General features: G+C 67.5%; 17 protein-coding genes. 3 read left to right on the top strand and 14 right to left on the bottom strand.

Annotated elements, in window-relative coordinates:
* Positions 1–27 precede the first annotated feature (27 nt).
* Positions 28–882: a hypothetical protein gene (locus tag AWB95_RS01580; protein WP_085167532.1), complete on the top strand. Its 855-nt coding sequence runs from the start codon at positions 28–30 to the stop codon at positions 880–882.
* Here AWB95_RS01580 and AWB95_RS01575 read toward each other — a convergent pair.
* The 9 genes from AWB95_RS01575 to AWB95_RS01535 all read right to left on the bottom strand — a co-directional run bounded on the left by AWB95_RS01575 (position 848) and on the right by AWB95_RS01535 (position 9696).
* Positions 848–1894, bottom strand: a complete 1047-nt coding sequence (locus AWB95_RS01575; RefSeq protein WP_062540251.1) for a ferrochelatase — start codon at positions 1892–1894, stop codon at positions 848–850. The two genes, AWB95_RS01580 and AWB95_RS01575, sit on opposite strands and share 35 nt — an antisense overlap.
* Entirely contained in the window at positions 1894–2703 is an 810-nt protein-coding gene (gene inhA, locus AWB95_RS01570; protein ID WP_062540250.1) for an NADH-dependent enoyl-ACP reductase InhA, read from the bottom strand. Before inhA ends, AWB95_RS01575 begins: the two co-directional genes overlap by 1 nt.
* A gap of 42 nt (positions 2704–2745) precedes the next feature.
* Positions 2746–3501 (bottom strand): 3-oxoacyl-ACP reductase FabG1, encoded by a 756-nt coding sequence (gene fabG1 / locus AWB95_RS01565; RefSeq protein ID WP_062540249.1) that lies wholly within the window; start codon positions 3499–3501, stop codon positions 2746–2748.
* A 49-nt stretch (positions 3502–3550) separates the two neighbouring features.
* On the bottom strand, positions 3551–4558 hold the full coding sequence (locus AWB95_RS01560; protein WP_062540248.1) for a VWA domain-containing protein: 1008 nt from the start codon (positions 4556–4558) through the stop codon (positions 3551–3553).
* The gene (locus AWB95_RS01555) at positions 4555–5508 is read right to left on the bottom strand and encodes a DUF58 domain-containing protein (RefSeq protein ID WP_062540247.1); all 954 of its coding nucleotides are present in this window, start codon (positions 5506–5508) and stop codon (positions 4555–4557) included. The genes AWB95_RS01560 and AWB95_RS01555 overlap by 4 nt, the downstream gene beginning before the upstream one ends.
* Complete coding sequence (gene moxR1, locus AWB95_RS01550; protein WP_062540246.1) at positions 5505–6626, bottom strand: chaperone MoxR1; 1122 nt, start codon at positions 6624–6626, stop codon at positions 5505–5507. Before moxR1 ends, AWB95_RS01555 begins: the two co-directional genes overlap by 4 nt.
* Positions 6627–6769: 143 nt before the next feature.
* Positions 6770–7465: an NlpC/P60 family peptidoglycan endopeptidase RipB gene (ripB, locus tag AWB95_RS01545; RefSeq protein WP_062540245.1), complete on the bottom strand. Its 696-nt coding sequence runs from the start codon at positions 7463–7465 to the stop codon at positions 6770–6772.
* A gap of 14 nt (positions 7466–7479) precedes the next feature.
* Positions 7480–8883: an NlpC/P60 family peptidoglycan endopeptidase RipA gene (gene ripA / locus AWB95_RS01540; RefSeq protein WP_085167496.1), complete on the bottom strand. Its 1404-nt coding sequence runs from the start codon at positions 8881–8883 to the stop codon at positions 7480–7482.
* Positions 8884–9114: 231 nt separating this feature from the next.
* Entirely contained in the window at positions 9115–9696 is a 582-nt protein-coding gene (locus tag AWB95_RS01535) for an Rv1476 family membrane protein (protein WP_373280743.1), read from the bottom strand.
* Between the two features lie 221 nt (positions 9697–9917).
* Here AWB95_RS01535 and AWB95_RS01530 point away from each other — a divergent pair, with 221 nt between their 5' ends.
* Together AWB95_RS01530 and AWB95_RS01525 are read left to right on the top strand one after the other, a co-directional pair.
* Positions 9918–12728 carry an aconitate hydratase gene (locus AWB95_RS01530; RefSeq protein WP_169714621.1) on the top strand — a complete coding sequence of 937 codons (2811 nt, stop codon included), beginning with the start codon at positions 9918–9920 and terminating at the stop codon, positions 12726–12728.
* A gap of 7 nt (positions 12729–12735) precedes the next feature.
* Entirely contained in the window at positions 12736–13299 is a 564-nt protein-coding gene (locus AWB95_RS01525; RefSeq protein ID WP_062538306.1) for a TetR/AcrR family transcriptional regulator, read from the top strand.
* 12 nt (positions 13300–13311) lie between these two features.
* Here the strand turns inward: AWB95_RS01525 and AWB95_RS01520 are convergent, their stop codons facing one another.
* The 5 genes from AWB95_RS01520 to AWB95_RS01500 form a co-directional block, all read right to left on the bottom strand.
* The gene (locus AWB95_RS01520; protein ID WP_062538307.1) at positions 13312–13506 is read right to left on the bottom strand and encodes a helix-turn-helix domain-containing protein; all 195 of its coding nucleotides are present in this window, start codon (positions 13504–13506) and stop codon (positions 13312–13314) included.
* 91 nt (positions 13507–13597) lie between these two features.
* Positions 13598–15241: an ABC-F family ATP-binding cassette domain-containing protein gene (locus AWB95_RS01515; RefSeq protein ID WP_062538327.1), complete on the bottom strand. Its 1644-nt coding sequence runs from the start codon at positions 15239–15241 to the stop codon at positions 13598–13600.
* A gap of 74 nt (positions 15242–15315) precedes the next feature.
* Positions 15316–16149, bottom strand: coding sequence for an enoyl-CoA hydratase (locus AWB95_RS01510; protein ID WP_373280744.1), 834 nt, complete (start codon positions 16147–16149; stop codon positions 15316–15318).
* Positions 16146–16511, bottom strand: coding sequence for a thioredoxin (gene trxA / locus AWB95_RS01505; RefSeq protein ID WP_062538309.1), 366 nt, complete (start codon positions 16509–16511; stop codon positions 16146–16148). Before trxA ends, AWB95_RS01510 begins: the two co-directional genes overlap by 4 nt.
* A 121-nt stretch (positions 16512–16632) precedes the next feature.
* Complete coding sequence (locus AWB95_RS01500; protein ID WP_062538310.1) at positions 16633–17445, bottom strand: MBL fold metallo-hydrolase; 813 nt, start codon at positions 17443–17445, stop codon at positions 16633–16635.
* Positions 17446–17516: the final 71 nt, after the last annotated feature.

Raw genomic sequence — 17516 nt, 5'->3', positions numbered from 1 at the left:
CGCGCCGAACAACTACACTGCGAATTCATGTGGTGCCCCAGCGCAACGCTCTCGGTATGGGCCAACGCCTGGCTCGCCGGCCAGGCCGCCCCCGACGACGTCCTTGATGCGTTATCATGTTGGGCCCCAACGCAATCGGTCACCGCCTACGATGCGGTAGCCGCCGGTCACACCGGCCTGCCGTGGCCCGATGTCGATGACGCAGGTGCGGTGTCGCTGCTGCAGACCCTGCGAACCGCCGCCAGCAGGTCGGGGATCGCCGCGCCCTCGGTCAGCCTGGTGTTGCCGGTACCCGGCGACGTCCGCGGCCTTGCAGCGGGCACCCGGTTCGAGCACGAGGCGCTGGCCGCCGGCGAGGCGGTGCTGGTAGCCGATCCGCACGATTCCGGCGTGGCCGTGGGACTGGTCCCCGATTTCATGTACGACGACCGCGACGACACCGCCGTACCGGAATTGACCGCGTTGTCATGGACGGTCTACTCGCTGCCGGGCGCGGCCGCGGTCGAGGCGCATCAGCTTGGCGAAGCCGAATACGAACTACGGTCAGCAGTACGGTCGGCGGCAGAAGTGCTCAGCGCGGTCGGGGTCGGCTTCTCCGGCGCCGACGTCGACGATCCGCGCGGACTCGTCGAGCAGCTGCTGGAATCCATGCGGTACCACCGGATTCCCGACCATGCGCCCACCCGCGCGGTACGGGTGCTGGAAACCGCCGCGCACGTCGACGCGATCATCACGGTCAGCGCCGGGCTGACACCGATTGCGGCACAGTCGTTGTCGGAGGCCCAGATCGCCAGCAATGCGCTGCGGCCGCTGGCTGCCGTGGTGCGCTCTGCTCGGATGGCCGCTGTCAGTGCGATTCTGCAGTCGGCCTGGCGTGGCTGAAGCCGGCCGGCGACGACCATTCGGCGACGCAGTGTGGCGGCGCGCACGGCGCGCCGTTGATGCTGGCACCACAGCCCGGCACCGGGTCTGCTCCGACCACCCGAGCCGGCTCGCGGCCCTCACGTAGTTCGTCGATCAAATCGACGGCAAGCCGGGCGAATCGGCGGTCGGCGTTGGGTGTGGCGGCCCGCGCGAACGCGATCCCCGCTTGCGCGGCCTGCGATCGCAGCTCGTGGTCGAGGTCCCACACCACCTCGATGTGGTCGGCGACAAAACCGATCGGACACACGATGACCGCGCCTGTCAGCGTCGAAAGATGTTCGGCGACATCGGGTTCCAGCCATGGCACCTGCGGCGGGCCCGACCGCGACTGCCACACCAGATCATAGTCGGAATATCCGACGGCCGAGGCCACCAGTCTCGCGGCATACGCGACCTGGCTGCTGTACAGCCGGGGCCCGCAACGCTCGTCTGCTGCCACCGGGATGGAGTGCGCGGTAAACACCAGCCGGGCACCCGTCGGCACGGTCTGTGCGGCCGCTGCGACCGCGTCGGCGAACATCTCCACGAACAGCGGATGATCGAAATAGGGCCGCAACTTGACCAATTCCGGCGCAGCGTCACCGGCTTGGCGACGGGCCCGGGCGATGTCCTCGACGTATTGGGTGCAGCTGGAATAGCCGCTCCACGCCGACGTGGTGAACACCGCCGCGCGCCGAATCCCGTTGTCGCGCATGGTCACGACGACGTCCTCAACGTAGGGTTCCCAGTTTCGGTTGCCGAAGTAGACCGGCAGGCTGCCCCCGAGTTCAGCCTGCAGTTCGGCGACCAGTGCGCGGTTGATCCCGTTGATGGGCGACACCCCGCCGAAATGCAGGTAGTGCTCGGCGACCTCGTCGAGGCGTTCCGGCGGCACACCGCGGCCGCGAGTGACGTTCTCCAGGAACGGCCGCACCTGCTCCGGGCCTTCGGGGCCGCCGAAGGACAGCAGCAGGACCGCGTCAAAGTCCATCAGAGCAACTGATTGTGCGCCCCACCGTCAGCGTAGATGATGTCCCCGGTAGTGGCCGGCAGCCAGTCGGACAGCACCGCGCACACCGTCTTGGCGACCGGAGTGGCGTCCTTCATGTCCCAGCCGATCGGCGCGCGCTGGTCCCAGCCCTGCTCGAGCAGCTCCATCTGCTTGCCCGCTTCCTCACCGAGCGCGCCACCGACAATTGCGCTCATCGCCAGCGTCCGGATCGGCCCGGCGGCAACAAGGTTGGATCGCACCCCGTACGGGCCGGCTTCGCGTGCCACGAACCGGTTCACCGACTCCAGCGCGCTCTTGGCCACCGTCATCCAGTTGTAGGCCGGCATCGCGCGAGTCGGGTCGAAGTCCATGCCGACGATCGCGCCGCCGCGATTCATGATCGGCAGCAGCGCCTTGGCCAGCGACGCGTACGAATACGCCGAGATGTGAATGCCTTTGGAGACATCCTCGTAGGGCGCGTCGAAGAACGGATTGATGCCCATGCCGCTCGGTGGCATGAAACCGATCGAATGCACCACGCCGTCGAGTTTGTTGCCCTCGCCGATCACCTCGATGACCCGGTCGGCCAGCGTGTCGAGGTGCTTTTCGTTTTGCACGTCGAGCTCCAGCAGCGGCGGCTTGTGCGGCAGCCGGTCCAGGATGCGCTCGATCAGCCGCAGCCGGTCGAATCCGGTGCAGACCAGTTGCGCGCCCTGTTCCTGGGCGACCCGGGCGATGTGGAACGCGATCGACGCGTCGGTGATGATCCCGGCGACCAGAATCCGTTTGCCTTCGAGCAGTCCTGCCATGTCCGTCCTTTGAGTATGCGAAAGTTGTTGGGCCGCAGTGCCTTAGTGGCCCATACCCATGCCGCCGTCGACCGGGATCACCGCGCCTGAGATGTAGGAGGCATCCTCGGAGGCCAGGAAGCTGACCACACCGGCGACCTCTTGGGCGGTGCCAACCCGCTTCGCCGGGATGAATTCCAGTGCCCCCGCCTGGATTCGCTCGTCCAGCGCGCGCGTCATGTCGGTGTCGATGTAGCCCGGCGCCACCACATTCGCGGTCACGTTGGCCTTCGACAGCTCGCGCGCGATCGAGCGGGCCATGCCGATCAACCCGGCCTTGGAGGCCGCGTAGTTGGCCTGGTTGCCGATGCCCCAGGTACCCGAGACCGAGCCGATGAAGATCATCCGGCCGAACCGCTTTCGCTGCATGCTGCGCGATGCCCGCTGAGCCACCCGGAACGCCCCGGTGAGGTTGGCGTCGATGACCTTCTGGAACTTCTCTTCGGTCATCCGCATGAGGAATGCGTCCGCGGCAAGACCGGCGTTGGACACCAGCACCTCGACCGGTCCCTGGTGCTCCTCGATCTCTTTGTAGGCGCGGTCGACGGCGTCGTTGTCGGTGACGTCACACAGGACGCCGAACAAACCCTCGGGCGCCCCGGATCCCCGGTGTGTGACGGCCACCTTGTGGCCGTCGGCGGCCAGCCGCCGCGCGATCGCGAGCCCTATCCCCCGGTTTCCGCCTGTCACCAGTACCGACCGGGATACGAATGCGGGTTTGCCGTAGCTGGCGGCGAGTTCAGTGGCTGGGTCAGTCACCCGGACAACCTATCGCATCGCCGAGCGGCCACTATTGGCCACGGCGGCCCTAAGTGGGCAGGCGGCGGTTGATCAGCACTGCCGCCAGAGCGGCCAGCGCCAGGATCAGCGAGCCGAGCCGCAACCAGCCGACGCTGGCGTCGCCGCGGATGGTCTCGTAGCCGATCTGCTGCTGCAGCGTCGCGTACACCTCTTTGAGCTGCTGCAGGTTCGAGGCGCTGTAGTTGTTGCCGCCGGAGAGTTCGGCGACCTTCTTCATCGTCGTGTCGTCGACCGGCACCGGCTGACGCTGGCCGTTGATGTCGACAAAGCCGTACGGGGTGCCGAACGAAATCGTCGAGATCGGCACCCCCTGGTCTTTGGCGGTCCGCGCGGCGGTGAACGCGCCCTTGGGATTGTCCGGGTTGGTCGGCACCGTCTCCTTGCCGTCGGAGAACAACACGATGCGCGCCGGCGGTGGAGTGTCGCCGCCGCCGATCACCGCGCCGACGGTGGCGATGGCCTGCAACGCGGTGAAAATGCCCTCGCCGGTGGCGGTGCGGTCGGCGAACTGCAGCTTGTCCAGCGCGGCCTTGGTCGCTTCCCGGTTGGTGGTCGGCTGCACCAGCACCGTCGCAGTACCCGCGTAAGCGATCAGGCCCAGGTTGATACCGGGCGTCAGCTCGCCGGCGAACTCCTTGGCGGCCACCTGCGCGGCCACCATCCGGTTGGGTTCGACGTCGGTGGCCCGCATCGACTGCGACACGTCGATCACCAACATCACCACCGCGCGGTTGCGTGGAATCCGCACATCATGGGTCGGCCCGGCCATCGCGATGGTCAGCAGCACCAGCGACGTCACCAACAGGATCGCGGCCAGGTGCCGCCAGCGGGTGGGCTGCTTGGGTGCGACGCTTTCCAGCAGTTCCATGTTGGCGAACCGCAGCATCCGCCGCTGCCGGGCCACCTGCGCGATGATGTAGAGCGCGACGATGCCGAGAACGACCAGGAAGAACAGAAACCACCACGCGTGAGCGAACCCGGTGAGCGTCATCGGGCCGAGCAACGGCACACTCATTGGCGCCCCGCCAATGCGCCGCGCCTGCGGGATTCGACAAAGCGGACGATGTCACCGATCCAGTCGCGGTCGGTGCGCAGCGACATCAGCGGCGCCCCGCAGCTGCGGAACGTGCGCTTCACGTCGGCGCGATGAGCGGCCGCCGCTTTGCCGAAGTCGTCGCGCAGCTGCTCGTCGATGGTGAACTCCCGGGTGACACCGGATTCGGCGTCCTGCAGGATGACGTCGCCGACGTCCGGCAGCTCGACGTCGCGCGGGTCGAGCACTTCGATGCCCAGCACCTCGTGGCGGGCGGCGATCGCGCGCAACGGACGCTGCCAGTTGATCGGCCCGAGGAAATCGCTGATGATCACGGCCATCCCGCGGCGACGCTCCGGCCTGCGCAGCGCGTCGATGGACGCCGCCAAATTTCCGCGCACCCCGACCGGCGCCTTGGGTGCGGTGGCGATGGCACGCAACAAGGTCTGCTCATGCTGGCGTCCGGACCGGGCCGGTACCCGGATGGTCTGCGCCCCGTTGTCGATCAGCGCGCCGAGCCGGTTGCCGCCGCCGCTGTTGAGGAAGGTGATCGCGGCGGCGGCCGCCACCGCCAGGTCGCGTTTTTCGCAGACGCTGGTGCCGAAGTCCAGGCTGGCCGACATGTCGACCACCAACCAGGTCTCGAGTTCCCGGTCGGCGATCATCTGCCGGACATGCGGGTGGGTGGTGCGCGCGGTGACCGCCCAGTCCATCCGGCGCACGTCGTCACCGGGCACATACTCGCGCGACTCCCCCGGCTCCGAGCCCGGACCCGGGATCAGGCCCAGATGGTCGCCGTGCAGGAGGCCGTCCAGCTTGCGTTTGATGGTCAGCTCGAGCGTACGCAGCGCCGCCGACAACTTCGGGTCGCCGATCTCACCGCGCTGCATCGACGGCGGATGGACCACCGCCGGCGTCTTGGATTCAGTCACCGACCGCTAGCCGCCGCCGTCGCACCCTGCATCACCGGAGGCGCCGAATGTCCTTGCTGCGGAACGGCATTCACTTGCGGCATGGCGACCGTCTGCAGGACCCGGTTGATCACGATCTCCGGCGAGATCTCGTCGGCCAGCGCGTCGTAAGTGAGCACCAGCCGGTGCCGCAGCACGTCGGGAATGACCTCGATGACGTCTTGGGGGATGACGTAGTCGCGGCCACGCACCAGCGCCAGCGACCGGGAGGCCGCGATGATGCCCAGCGACGCGCGCGGGGAGGCGCCGAACGCGATCCAGCTCTTGACGTCGTTCATCCCGAGTTGCTCGGGGTGGCGGGTGGCGGTGACGACGCGAACCACATAGTCGACCAGCGCGTGATGCACGAAGTTGTTGGCCGCGATCTCCTGCAGCCGCACCAGGTCACCGGTGGCCAGGATCTGCTTGGGCTCCGGCGGCCGCACACCCATCCGGTAGATGATCTCGCGCTCCTCCTCCGGGGAGGGGTAGCCGACGTTGATCTTGAACAAGAAGCGGTCGCGCTGCGCTTCCGGCAGCGGGTAGACCCCCTCGTGCTCGATCGGGTTCTGGGTCGCCATCACCAGGAACGGGTTGGGCAGCGGGAAGGTCTTGCCGCCGATCGAGACGTGGCGTTCCTGCATGACCTCCAGCAGCGCCGACTGCACCTTGGCCGGCGCGCGGTTGATCTCGTCGGCCAGCAGGAAGTTGACCACCACCGGGCCGAGTTCGGTGTCGAACTCCTCCTTGCCCTGCCGGTAGATGCGGGTACCGATGATGTCGGTGGGCACCAGGTCGGGGGTGAACTGGATGCGGGCGAACGTGCCGCCGACCACCCGGGCGAATGTCTCCACCGCCAGGGTCTTGGCCACACCGGGCACGCCCTCGAGCAGCACGTGGCCCTTGGACAGCAGGCCGACCAGCATCCGCTCGACGAGCTGGTCCTGGCCGACGATGATCCGCTTGACCTCGAAGATGGCCCGTTCCAGAGTGTGCACCTCGGCGGCCAGTCCGTTGCCACCGTCCGACGACGAGTGCGCCGGGGTCGTCGTTGGCCCGCCCGGGCCGGGGTACCCGCTGGCGCCACCTGCTGATGTCATCGATGCTCTCCTACTGGCTCAAGCCTGCTACAGCTCTCCACACGCGACTGCTCGCACGACGAACGTCGCCGGGGCAGCGGCGTGCCCTCGTCCAACTATTCCAGGCCGCCCGGATTCCGTCGACGTGGGCGGCGCCCGGCGAGTCAGTACTCGATGATCCGGGTGACAAACGGCGTCATCCCGGGCGTGCGCACCGGGCTGACGGTGACCTTCCCGGCGATGCTGGAGGCTTCCAGCATCTGACCGTTGCCCAGATACATCGTGACGTGCTGGCCGCCGCCCGGGCCATAGAAGATCAGGTCGCCGCGCTTGGCCTGCGATGGCGGGACGTGCCGGCCGGCGTTGTACTGGTCACCGGAAAACCGCGGGATCAGCACGCCGACCCCGGCGAAGGCGTAGCGCATCAGGCCCGAGCAGTCGAAGCCGACGGTGTCGGCGCCGGAATCCACGCCCTTGCTGGGCCCGTTGGGGGTGCCGCCACCCCACGAATACGGCACCCCCATCTGCGACGACGCCCGGCGGATCACATATTCGACGGCCTGGCGGCCATAGACCCGCGGAATCCTGCCCGGGGTGGTGTTGGTGTTGCCGCCCAGGTTGATCCCGAGCCCCCCGAGGAACTGCCGCCCCAGGTCCATCGTGGTCTGGGTGGCCTGGGCGGTGGCGTTCAGCGAGGCATTGGCGATGGCGACCGGGTCCCCCGGCGCGCCGGCGCTGATCACCGGGGGCAGCGTCGGGTCCCAGGCGCCGTCCTCGGCAGCGGCCGGCCCGGCCAGACCGAGCAGCAGCCCGATCACCGCCAGTGTCATCCCGATGAGACGCGAAACCTTGTGCAGCATAGGCCCTTTCACGGTCAGTACTCGATGTAACGGACCACGTAGGGCGTCATACCGCTGGTGCGAACCGGCGCGACCCGGACCTTCAGACCGACATCCGGCGCCTCGAGCATCTGGCCGTCGCCGAGGTAGATCGTCACGTGCTGGCTGCCGCCCGGCCCGTAGAAGATGACGTCGCCGCGGCGCATCTGCGACGACGGGATCTTGCGGCCGAGGTTGTACTGCGAGCCCGAGTAGTGCGGCAGTTTGATGCCCACGCCGGCAAAGGAATACAGCACCAGCCCGGAGCAATCGAAGCCGACGGTGTCGGATCCGGAGCCGATTCCGCGGCTCGGTCCCGCCGCGTTCCCACCGCCCCAGGAGTACGGCACGCCCAATTGCGACAGGCCGCGGCGGATCACGTACTCGGAGGCCTGCCGTCCGTAAACGCGCGGGATCCGGCCGTTGGTGATGCCGGTGTCGTCGGGCTTGAGGATGCCCATCTGCTGCAGGAATTTCTTCCCCATGTTGGCGGTGACCTGCGACGACGTCGCCGAAATGCCGAGGATCGTGTTGATGACGGCGATGGGGTCACCGGGGACGTTGGCGCTGGGCACCGCCGGCAGCGTGGGATCCCACTCGCCGTCCCACTGCCCGGGGTTGTGGGGCCGGGTCGACGCCGCCCCCGGGGCGCCGGGATCCCAGCGGTCCCCAGGGGAAGACGCCGCCCGCGGGCCGGTGCCGGTTCCGCCCCCCGGCGCCGACCAACTGCGGGCGGCGTCAAGTCTGGCCCGGGCCGCGTCGCGCTCGGCGCCCAGGCGGTTGACCTCTTGCTGCTGTTCGGCGAACGTGCGGTGCGCGTTGGTGAGCGCCGCCACCGCCGCGTCCTGGCTGGCCTGCGCCTCGGCGGCGGCGTTGTCGGCTTTCTGCTTGGCCAACCGCGCCGCCGACTCCTTGTTCACCTGCTCGGTGCGGGCGCGCTGGAGGTTCTCCATCACTCGCTGCGAGCTGGCGGACAGCGTCTTGCCCGCGGTGGCGGTGGCAATGATGTCGTCCGGGCCGGCGGCGGTCAGGTAGCTGTCCGACGGGCCGCTCATGTAGGTGGCCGCCGCGAACCTGTCGAATCGCTGCTGGGCAGCGGCGATCGCCGCGTTGGCCTCCTTGACACCCTGCTGGCTGACTTCGACGTCGTGCTGCGCGGCGGCGACGTTGTCGCGCGCGGTTTCCACGTCGACCAGCGCCTTGTTGACGCTTTCCTGTTCGGCCTTGATTGCGGCGCTGAGGTCCTCCAGGCGCTGGTTCGCCTTCGCGACGTCGGCGATCAGCGCGCCCAGCGTGTCCGCCCCCGGGTCCGCCATCGCCAGCCCCGGCGTGCACACCACCATCAGCACACACAGGCAGGCGGCCAAACGAGAAAGCGAGCCGCGGCGGAAGCGTCTCATTAGTCTCCTATGGCTCAACGCGGACGGTGGCGTCGGCCCCAGATGTCACTGGAAGCACGGGCAGAACGGAAGCATCACTTGCACCGTAAGTCACACCAGTCTCTATTGAAACTTTAGTAACGAATTACAGATGTGTAATTGAAATGATTGTGACCCAATGGTGACCTGAACAGTTTGCCACCAAGTGAGATTCCCGCGCGGTAGCCGCGCTGCATTGCTACATACAGGGAGCTAGCTGCCCTGTTCGGCGTCCTCTTTGTCCGCCTCAGGCTCTTCCGTCGGCGTTGCTGAGCGCCTGGCCCGCAATTGCAGGATCCGAGTGCCGACAGCGGCCGCCAGCACCACGATCAGCAGCACGATTGTGAAGGCTGTCCAGGGAAACTGCGGGGTGGTCAGCTGGTGCAGGAAATTCTGCGCCGACACCACCGGATTGCCGGTCTTGGCGTTGTCTTCGCCGATCTCCAGCGTGGACCGCGGGAAATGCGTGCTGTAAGAGCCGACGTACGACGGGCTGAGGACCAGGACGGTGGCGTCGGGATGGTCCGACCCCACCACGGTGGCGACATCGCGCAGCGGCGGGTCGTTGGGCGGGTTGTGGTCGAGCACCACGATCTTGAGGTCGATGCCGTCGGCGCGGGCCTGGTTGACCACCTGGAGTAATCCCGGTGCGACATCCGGCGGCGCGCTGATCCCTTCGAAGTCGACCTGTGCCCGGACCAACGCCAGGCACTGATCGGGAGGGGTGGACGGATCGAGGCCGACGGTGCCGCAGATCTCGCCCGGAATGTAGGACGGCGCGTGCGGGGTGGTCACGGATCAAGACCGTACCGCCTCCCCTGATCGCCTGACAGCACGGTGGCAACAGGACAAGACTGAGGCGCATGGGCGGGCGGCGGAATGCAGGACAAGCGTACTGTTAAAGTGGCACCAACCGCCGGCACGGCCCGTCGGCGGAAGCAACGAGCGGCGATCGCAAGCGCGGCGTAGCCGTGCGCGGCGACTGGTCGCCGATGAACTAAATCTCGGGAGTTGATGTGAGCAACAAGGATTCGGTGAATTCGTTCGAGGCCCGCAACACCTTGAAAGTCGGCGAGGACAGTTATGCGATCTATCGCCTCGACGCGGTGCCCGGCACCGAGAGGCTCCCCTACAGTCTGAAGGTCCTGGCCGAAAACCTGCTGCGTAACGAGGACGGCAGCAACATCACCAAGGACCACATTGCGGCCATCGCCGACTGGGATCCCAAGGCGGAGCCCAGCATCGAGATCCAGTACACGCCTGCCCGGGTGGTGATGCAGGACTTCACCGGGGTGCCCTGCATCGTCGACCTGGCCACCATGCGCGAGGCCGTCGCCGAGTTGGGCGGCAATCCCGAGAAGGTCAACCCGCTGGCCCCGGCCGACCTGGTGATCGACCACTCGGTGATCGCGGACCTGTTCGGCCGCGCCGACGCGTTCGAGCGCAACGTCGAGATCGAGTACCAGCGCAACGCCGAGCGCTACCAGTTCCTGCGCTGGGGGCAGGGCGCCTTCTCCGACTTCAAGGTGGTGCCGCCGGGAACCGGGATCGTGCACCAGGTCAACATCGAGTACCTGGCCAGCGTGGTGATGGAGCGGGCCGGGGTGGCCTATCCGGACACCTGTGTGGGCACGGACTCGCACACCACGATGGTCAACGGTCTGGGCGTATTGGGTTGGGGCGTAGGCGGTATCGAGGCCGAGGCCGCCATGCTGGGCCAGCCGGTGTCGATGCTGATTCCGCGGGTGGTCGGGTTCAAGCTGACCGGTGAGATCCAGCCCGGTGTGACGGCCACCGACGTCGTGCTCACGGTCACCGAGATGCTGCGCAAGCACGGCGTGGTCGGCAAGTTCGTCGAGTTCTACGGCGAAGGCGTGGCCGAGGTACCGCTGGCCAACCGCGCCACGCTGGGCAACATGAGCCCCGAATTCGGTTCGACCGCAGCGATTTTCCCGATCGACCAGGAGACCATCGACTATCTGCGGTTCACCGGTCGCGACGAGAAGCAGCTGGCGCTGGTCGAGGCCTACGCCAAGGAACAGGGCCTGTGGCACGACCCGGCGCACGAGCCGGCGTTCTCCGAATACCTCGAGCTGAACCTGTCCGATGTGGTGCCCTCGATCGCCGGGCCGAAGCGTCCGCAGGACCGAATCGCGCTCTCCGACGCGAAAGCGGCGTTCCGCCAGACACTTCCGAATTACGTCGGCGACGACCCGCAGAAGAAGGAGTACTCCAAGCTCGACGAGGTGGTCGACGAGACGTTCCCGGCCAGCGATCCGGGTCAGGTGTCCAACGGCCACGCCGACGACCATGTGCATTCCGCCGCCGCGCACTCGAAGGGCCGGACCAGCAACCCGGTGCCGGTCAAGTCCAAGGAACTCGGCGAATTCGTGCTCGACCACGGGGCGGTGGTGATCGCCGCGGTCACGTCGTGCACCAACACCTCCAACCCGGAGGTGATGCTGGGCGCGGCGCTGCTGGCGCGCAACGCCGTGGAGAAGGGGCTGACCTCCAAGCCGTGGGTGAAGACCACGATGGCGCCCGGCTCGCAGGTGGTGCACGACTACTACGAAAAGGCCGGGCTGTGGCCGTATCTGGAGAAGCTCGGCTTCTACCTGGTCGGCTACGGCTGCACCACGTGCATCGGCAACTCGGGCCCGCTGCCCGAGGAGATCTCGAAAGTGATCAACGACAACGACCTTTCGGTCGCCGCCGTGCTGTCGGGCAACCGCAACTTCGAGGGCCGGATCAACCCGGACGTGAAGATGAACTACCTGGCATCGCCGCCGCTGGTGGTCGCCTACGCGCTGGCCGGCACCATGGACTTCGACTTCGACTCGCAGCCGTTGGGTACAGACAAAGACGGCAACGAGGTGTTCCTCCGTGACATCTGGCCGTCGCAGAAGGACGTGTCCGACACTATCGCGTCGGCGATCAACTCCGAGATGTTCACCAAGAACTACGCCGACGTGTTCAAGGGCGACGAGCGGTGGCGCAACCTGCCGACCCCGAGCGGCAACACCTTTGAGTGGGCCCCGGATTCGACGTATGTGCGCAAACCGCCGTACTTCGAGGGGATGTCCGCCGAGCCGCAACCGGTCAGCGACATCACCGGCGCGCGGGTGCTCGCACTGCTGGGCGACTCGGTGACCACCGACCACATCTCGCCTGCCGGCAGCATCAAGCCGGGCACCCCGGCGGCGCAGTACCTCGACGAGCACGGGGTGGCGCGCAAGGACTACAACTCCTACGGCTCACGCCGCGGCAACCACGAGGTGATGATCCGCGGCACGTTCGCCAACATCCGGTTGCGCAACCTGCTACTCGACGACGTGGCCGGCGGGTACACCCGCGACTTCACCGAGGAGGGCGCTCCGCAGGCGTTCATCTACGACGCCGCGCAACACTATGCGGCGCAAAACATTCCGCTGGTAGTGCTGGGCGGTAAGGAGTACGGGTCGGGCTCGTCGCGGGACTGGGCGGCCAAGGGCACGATGCTGCTGGGCGTGCGGGCGGTGATCGCCGAGTCGTTCGAGCGCATCCACCGGTCCAACCTGATCGGCATGGGCGTGATCCCGTTGCAGTTCCCCGAGGGCAAGTCCGCCGAGTCGCTCGGGCTCGACGGCACCGAGGTGTTCGACATCACCGGTATCGAAGCGCTCAACGAGGGCAAGACGCCGAAGACGGTGCGCGTCAAGGCGTCAAAAGACGGCGGTAAGCCGGTCGAGTTCGACGCGGTGGTGCGCATCGACACGCCCGGTGAGGCGGACTACTACCGCAACGGCGGCATCCTGCAGTACGTGCTGCGCAACATGCTGAAGTCCTAGGGCGCCGGTGCCGAAGGTCAGCCAGGACCATCTGGCGGCCCGACGCCGTCAAATCCTCGACGGCGCCCGCCGCTGCTTCGCCGAGTACGGCTACGACAAGGCGACGGTGCGGCGACTCGAACAGGCCATCGGCCTGTCACGCGGCGCGATCTTCCACCACTTCCGCGACAAGGACACGCTGTTCTTCGAGCTGGCCCGCGAGGATGCGGAGCGGATGGCAGCTGTCGCGTCGCGAGAGGGCCTGATCCAGGTGATGCGCGACTTGCTCGCCGCTCCCGACCAGTTCGATTGGCTCGTCACGCGTTTGGAAATCGCCCGCAAGCTGCGGAACGATCCCGCATTTAGCCGCGGGTGGACCGAGCGCTCGGCGGAACTCGCGGCGGCGACGACGGATCGGCTACGCCGGCAGAAGCAGGCGGGGCGGCTGCGCGACGACGTCCCCAGCGACGTGCTGCAGTGCTACCTGGACCTAGTGCTCGACGGGCTGGTGGCCAGGCTGGCGTCCGGCGAAGACCCGCAACGCCTTACCGCCGTCCTCGATCTCGTCGAAGGTTCGGTGCGCCAACGGTAGTTGGCAACCCGACTACCGGGCTGTGCGGGTTCGGTGGTTGGGCCCGCCCCGGCTACGCATCGACGTTCCCGATTCGCGAAGCATGCTGTGGATCGACCCGTACGATCTGCCGGTGGACGCCACCAGCTTGCGGATGCTGGCTCCGCCCTCGTATGCATGGCGCAACTCGGCCAACAATTGTTCGCGCGGTTTCTTCGATTTCCTCATCGGCGCCTCCCCGCTTCACTGGGAACCGAACCCCTCCCGGCTAAGCCTAGGAAGTGACCGTCGGCGTCGGACCGATTTCGCGAAATCGCTGTCAGGCCAACTCGATGAGATCGTGGTACTCGTCGGACCAGTGGTCCTCGGTGCCGTCCGGCAGCAGCACGACGCGTTGCGGGTCGAGCGCCTCGGCCGCGCCGGGGTCGTGGGTCACCAGTACCACCGCGCCGCGATAGCTGCGCAGCGCGTCGAGCACCTGCTCGCGAGACGCGGGGTCGAGATTGTTGGTAGGTTCGTCGAGCAGCAAGACGTTCGCCGCGGACGCCACCAGACCGGCCAGCGCCAGCCGCGTCTTTTCGCCACCGGACAGCGTGCCCGCCAACTGGTCGAGCTGCTCACCGCTGAACATGAACGCGCCGAGCAGCCCACGCAGATCCTGCTCGCCGGCGTCGGGTGCGGCGTGGCGGATGTTCTGCCACACCGTCGCGGCGTCGTCGAGCGTGTCGTGCTCCTGCGCGAAATAGCCGATTTTCAAACCATGTCCGGGTTCCAGCGCTCCGGCGTCGGGTTGCTCCACGCCGGCCAGCAGCCGCAGCAGCGTCGTCTTGCCGGCGCCGTTCAGTCCGAGCACCACCACCCGCGAGCCGCGGTCGATGGCCAGATCGACGCCGGTGAACACCTCAAGGGATCCGTAGGTTTTGGTCAAGCCGCTGGCGACCAGCGGTGTGCGCCCGCACGCCGCGGGCGTCGGAAATTTGATCCGGGCCACCTTGTCGGCCACCCGCTCTTCGTCAAGCGCGGCCATCATCCGATCGGCGCGCCGCAGCATGTTCTGCGCTGCAACGGCTTTGGTGGCTTTGGCGCCCAGTTTGGCCGCCTGAGCGCGCAACGCGGTGGCCTTGCGTTCGGCGTTGGCGCGTTCGCGGCGGCGGCGCTGCTCGTCGGTGGCGCGGGCGTCGAGATACTTCTGCCAACCCATGTTGTAGACGTCGACCTCACCGCGCACGGCGTCGAGGAACCACACCCGGTTGACGACGTCGGCCAGTAGGTCGACGTTGTGGCTGATCACCACCAGACCGCCGGTGTGGGCGCGCAGGAAATCCCGCAGCCAGCCCAGCGAATCGGCGTCGAGGTGGTTGGTGGGCTCGTCGAGTAGAAGCGTCGTGTCGGATCCGGCCCCGGTGTCGGAGGCGGCGAACAGGATGCGCGCGAGCTCGACCCGGCGGCGTTGCCCGCCCGACAAGGTGCGCAGCGGCTGGGTCAAAACCCGCTCGGGCAAACCGAGACTCGCGCAGATCCGGCCCGCCTCGCTTTCGGCGCCGTAGCCGCCGAGCGCGGCGAACCGCTCCTCGAGCTGGCCGTAGCGGCGCACCGCGCGGTCGCGCGCGTCGTCGTCGGCGACCTCGGCCATCAGCGCCTGCTGCTTTTCCAGATCGGTGAGCAGCGTGTCCAGCCCGCGGGCCGAGAGCACCCGGTCGCGGGCCAGCACGTCGAGGTCGCCCTCCTTGGGATCCTGCGGCAGATAACCGATCTCGCCGGTGCGGGTCACCGACCCGGCATAAGGCTCGGCTTCGCCTGCGAGGATGCGCAGCGTCGTCGTCTTGCCGGCGCCGTTGCGGCCAACCAGCCCGATGCGATCGCCGGGCTGAATCCGCAGGGCCGCGCCGGGGGCTTGCCCCGCATTGAGAGAGAGCAGTGTGCGCGCGCCAGCGCGGACCTCGAGGTCCGTTGCCGTGATCACGGTCACTCTCCTTGTTAAGTTGTCCGGCTTCTCCTCATCGCGCTCCGCGCTCTGCATCGTCGCCGGACGGCTGGTTACGGCTGGTCGTCGGTGAACACCGGCGCGCGTTTCTCTGCGCGCGCGGCGACCGCTTCCTCGAAGTTGGCGGTGAGCAGACGAACAAATAGCTGTCCCAGGCCTTCGGCCTGCATGTGCCCTTCCAGGCTAGCGGCGTCCAGTCCAGTCCATAGTGTGCGTTTGGTCAACTCGATTCCCGGCCGGGAGAACGCCGCGATCCGCTCGGCCATCGCGTAACAGGTGTCGAGCAGCTGGTCGTCGGGAACCCGGCGCGACACCAGGCCAATCCGCTCGGCTTCCTCGGCGTCGACGTCGCGCCCGGTGAGCATGAGCTCGAACGCCCGCGACGAGCCGATCGCGCGCGGCAGCAGGTAGCTCAGCCCTAGTTCGCTGGCTGTCAGCCCGTTGTTGATGCCCGCGGCCCGGAAGTAGGCGCCCGTCGACGCAATCCGGATGTCGCAGGCCAGTGCCAAGCACAGGCCGCCGCCGATCGCAGCGCCGTTGACGGCGGCGATCACCGGCTGATGCAAGCGCCGCAGCGCGAGGATGACGTCGTCGAGAATCTCCATCGAGCGCAGCGCGTAAGTGGGCCGGGTCAATCCCTGGACGTGCGGCACGTCCCCCGCCGATTTGTGGTCGGCGCCCGACGAGAAACCCCGGCCGGCCCCGGTCAGCACGACCACTCGCACCGAGTTGTCGTAGGTGATCTCTTGCAGGGCCGCTTTGAGCGGAACCATGACGTCGAACGCCATGGAGTTCATCCGCTCCGGCCGGTTGAGAGTAATCAGCGCGACCGACGGCCGCGGATGTTCGACGAGTACATAGCTCACCCGCTGAACGTAACGGGTCAGCTCTCGGGCTCGCCCTCCTGCGCCGCGATCGCGGCGTCGATGTCGAAGTCCTTCACCTTTTGCACCAGTTCTTCCAGCGCGGCCGGCGGCAGCGCGCCGGGCTGGTTGAACACCAGCTTGCCCTTCTTGAAGGCCATCAGGGTGGGGATGGACCGGATGTCGGCGGCCGCGGCGAGCTGCTGCTCGGCCTCGGTGTCGACCTTGGCGAAGACGACGTCGGGGTGTTTCTCCGACGACGCCGCGAACGTCGGCGCAAACGCCCGGCACGGTCCGCACCAGGACGCCCAGAAGTCGACAAGGACGATGTCGTTGCCGTTGATCGTGTCGTTGAACTGTTCAGCGGTCAGGTCTCGAGTAGTCACCTTGTGCCCAACGTGGCGGGCCGCCGTGGTGTTCCGGGATTGCGGCGCTCGAGCGTGCACTCAGGGCGGACCCCATCGGCGTGTCGCCGCCCTGGCTGCACGTTCGACGCCCCTCCGACGGTCAGGTGAGATAGTCGTATTCGCCGCGGACCCAGGCGGCGTGCCGGGCCGCCGAGCGCCGGACCGAGGCCTGGCCGTCGCTGTCGATCGAGTTGGTGAACAGGCCGTAGATGCGGTCGAACCGCAGCTCCGCCAGCGTGTCGGCGATCCGCAGCACCACCGCCGCCGACAGCGGCAACCGGTTGGGGTAGCTGCGCAGGAAGCCGACCGTGCGTCGGTCCGGATTGGGAAACACGGTGTCGCCGACCAGCAGCACGCCGCGGCCGTCGGCGCCGTCGCTCCAGCACGCCACCGCGCTGCCCGGGAAGTGTCCGCCGACGCGTACCACCGACAGCGAGGGCGTCAGCTCCAGCATGTCCGACCATTGCCGGATCACGGGGTCGGGGCGCATCACCCATTGGGCGTCGGCGGCGTTGACGTACACCGGCACACCGCCGAGCCGGTGACTCCATTCCACTTGCGCGCCATACATGTGCGGATGGCTGGCGACGATCCCGACGAGCGGGCCGCGCTCGGCTACCGCGGTGATCGCGGCGTCGTCGAGAAAATTCGGCGGATCCCACAGCACGTTGCCGCCGTTGGTGCACACCAGCTTTCCCACTTGCCCGATACCCAACGCGGGCGAGCTGCCGATGCCGACAAGACCGTCCTCGATCACCGTGATCTCGGAGCGCATACCCTCGGCGGCCAACTCTTCGAGCGTCGCCCACTGCTGACCTTCTGCGGGCACCCATTGGCGTTCGTCGGCGCAGATCGCGCAGACATTCGGTTGCTTGTCGTGCTCGACACCACAGGTCCTGCACAGCCAGAACATGGCACCACTCTAGATCCGCGAAACGGACGCCAGGGCCGTTGATCCGCGAAAGTTGCAACCCTGGCTTCTGT

It is taken from the genome of Mycobacterium celatum (assembly GCF_002101595.1).
GTDB classification, from domain to species: domain Bacteria; phylum Actinomycetota; class Actinomycetes; order Mycobacteriales; family Mycobacteriaceae; genus Mycobacterium; species Mycobacterium celatum.
This window is presented reverse-complemented; position numbering and strand designations above follow the sequence as displayed.

Excerpts from the sequence above, each read along its gene's own strand:
- AWB95_RS01580 (WP_085167532.1), top strand. The coding sequence starts at position 28 with ATGTGGTGCCCCAGCGCAACGCTCTCGGTATGGGCCAACGCCTGGCTC.
- AWB95_RS01575 (WP_062540251.1), bottom strand. The coding sequence starts at position 1,894 with ATGGACTTTGACGCGGTCCTGCTGCTGTCCTTCGGCGGCCCCGAAGGC.
- inhA (WP_062540250.1), bottom strand. The coding sequence starts at position 2,703 with ATGGCAGGACTGCTCGAAGGCAAACGGATTCTGGTCGCCGGGATCATC.
- AWB95_RS01560 (WP_062540248.1), bottom strand. The coding sequence starts at position 4,558 with ATGAGTGTGCCGTTGCTCGGCCCGATGACGCTCACCGGGTTCGCTCAC.
- moxR1 (WP_062540246.1), bottom strand. The coding sequence starts at position 6,626 with ATGACATCAGCAGGTGGCGCCAGCGGGTACCCCGGCCCGGGCGGGCCA.
- ripB (WP_062540245.1), bottom strand. The coding sequence starts at position 7,465 with ATGCTGCACAAGGTTTCGCGTCTCATCGGGATGACACTGGCGGTGATC.
- ripA (WP_085167496.1), bottom strand. The coding sequence starts at position 8,883 with ATGAGACGCTTCCGCCGCGGCTCGCTTTCTCGTTTGGCCGCCTGCCTG.
- AWB95_RS01520 (WP_062538307.1), bottom strand. The coding sequence starts at position 13,506 with ATGAGGAAATCGAAGAAACCGCGCGAACAATTGTTGGCCGAGTTGCGC.
- AWB95_RS01500 (WP_062538310.1), bottom strand. The coding sequence starts at position 17,445 with ATGTTCTGGCTGTGCAGGACCTGTGGTGTCGAGCACGACAAGCAACCG.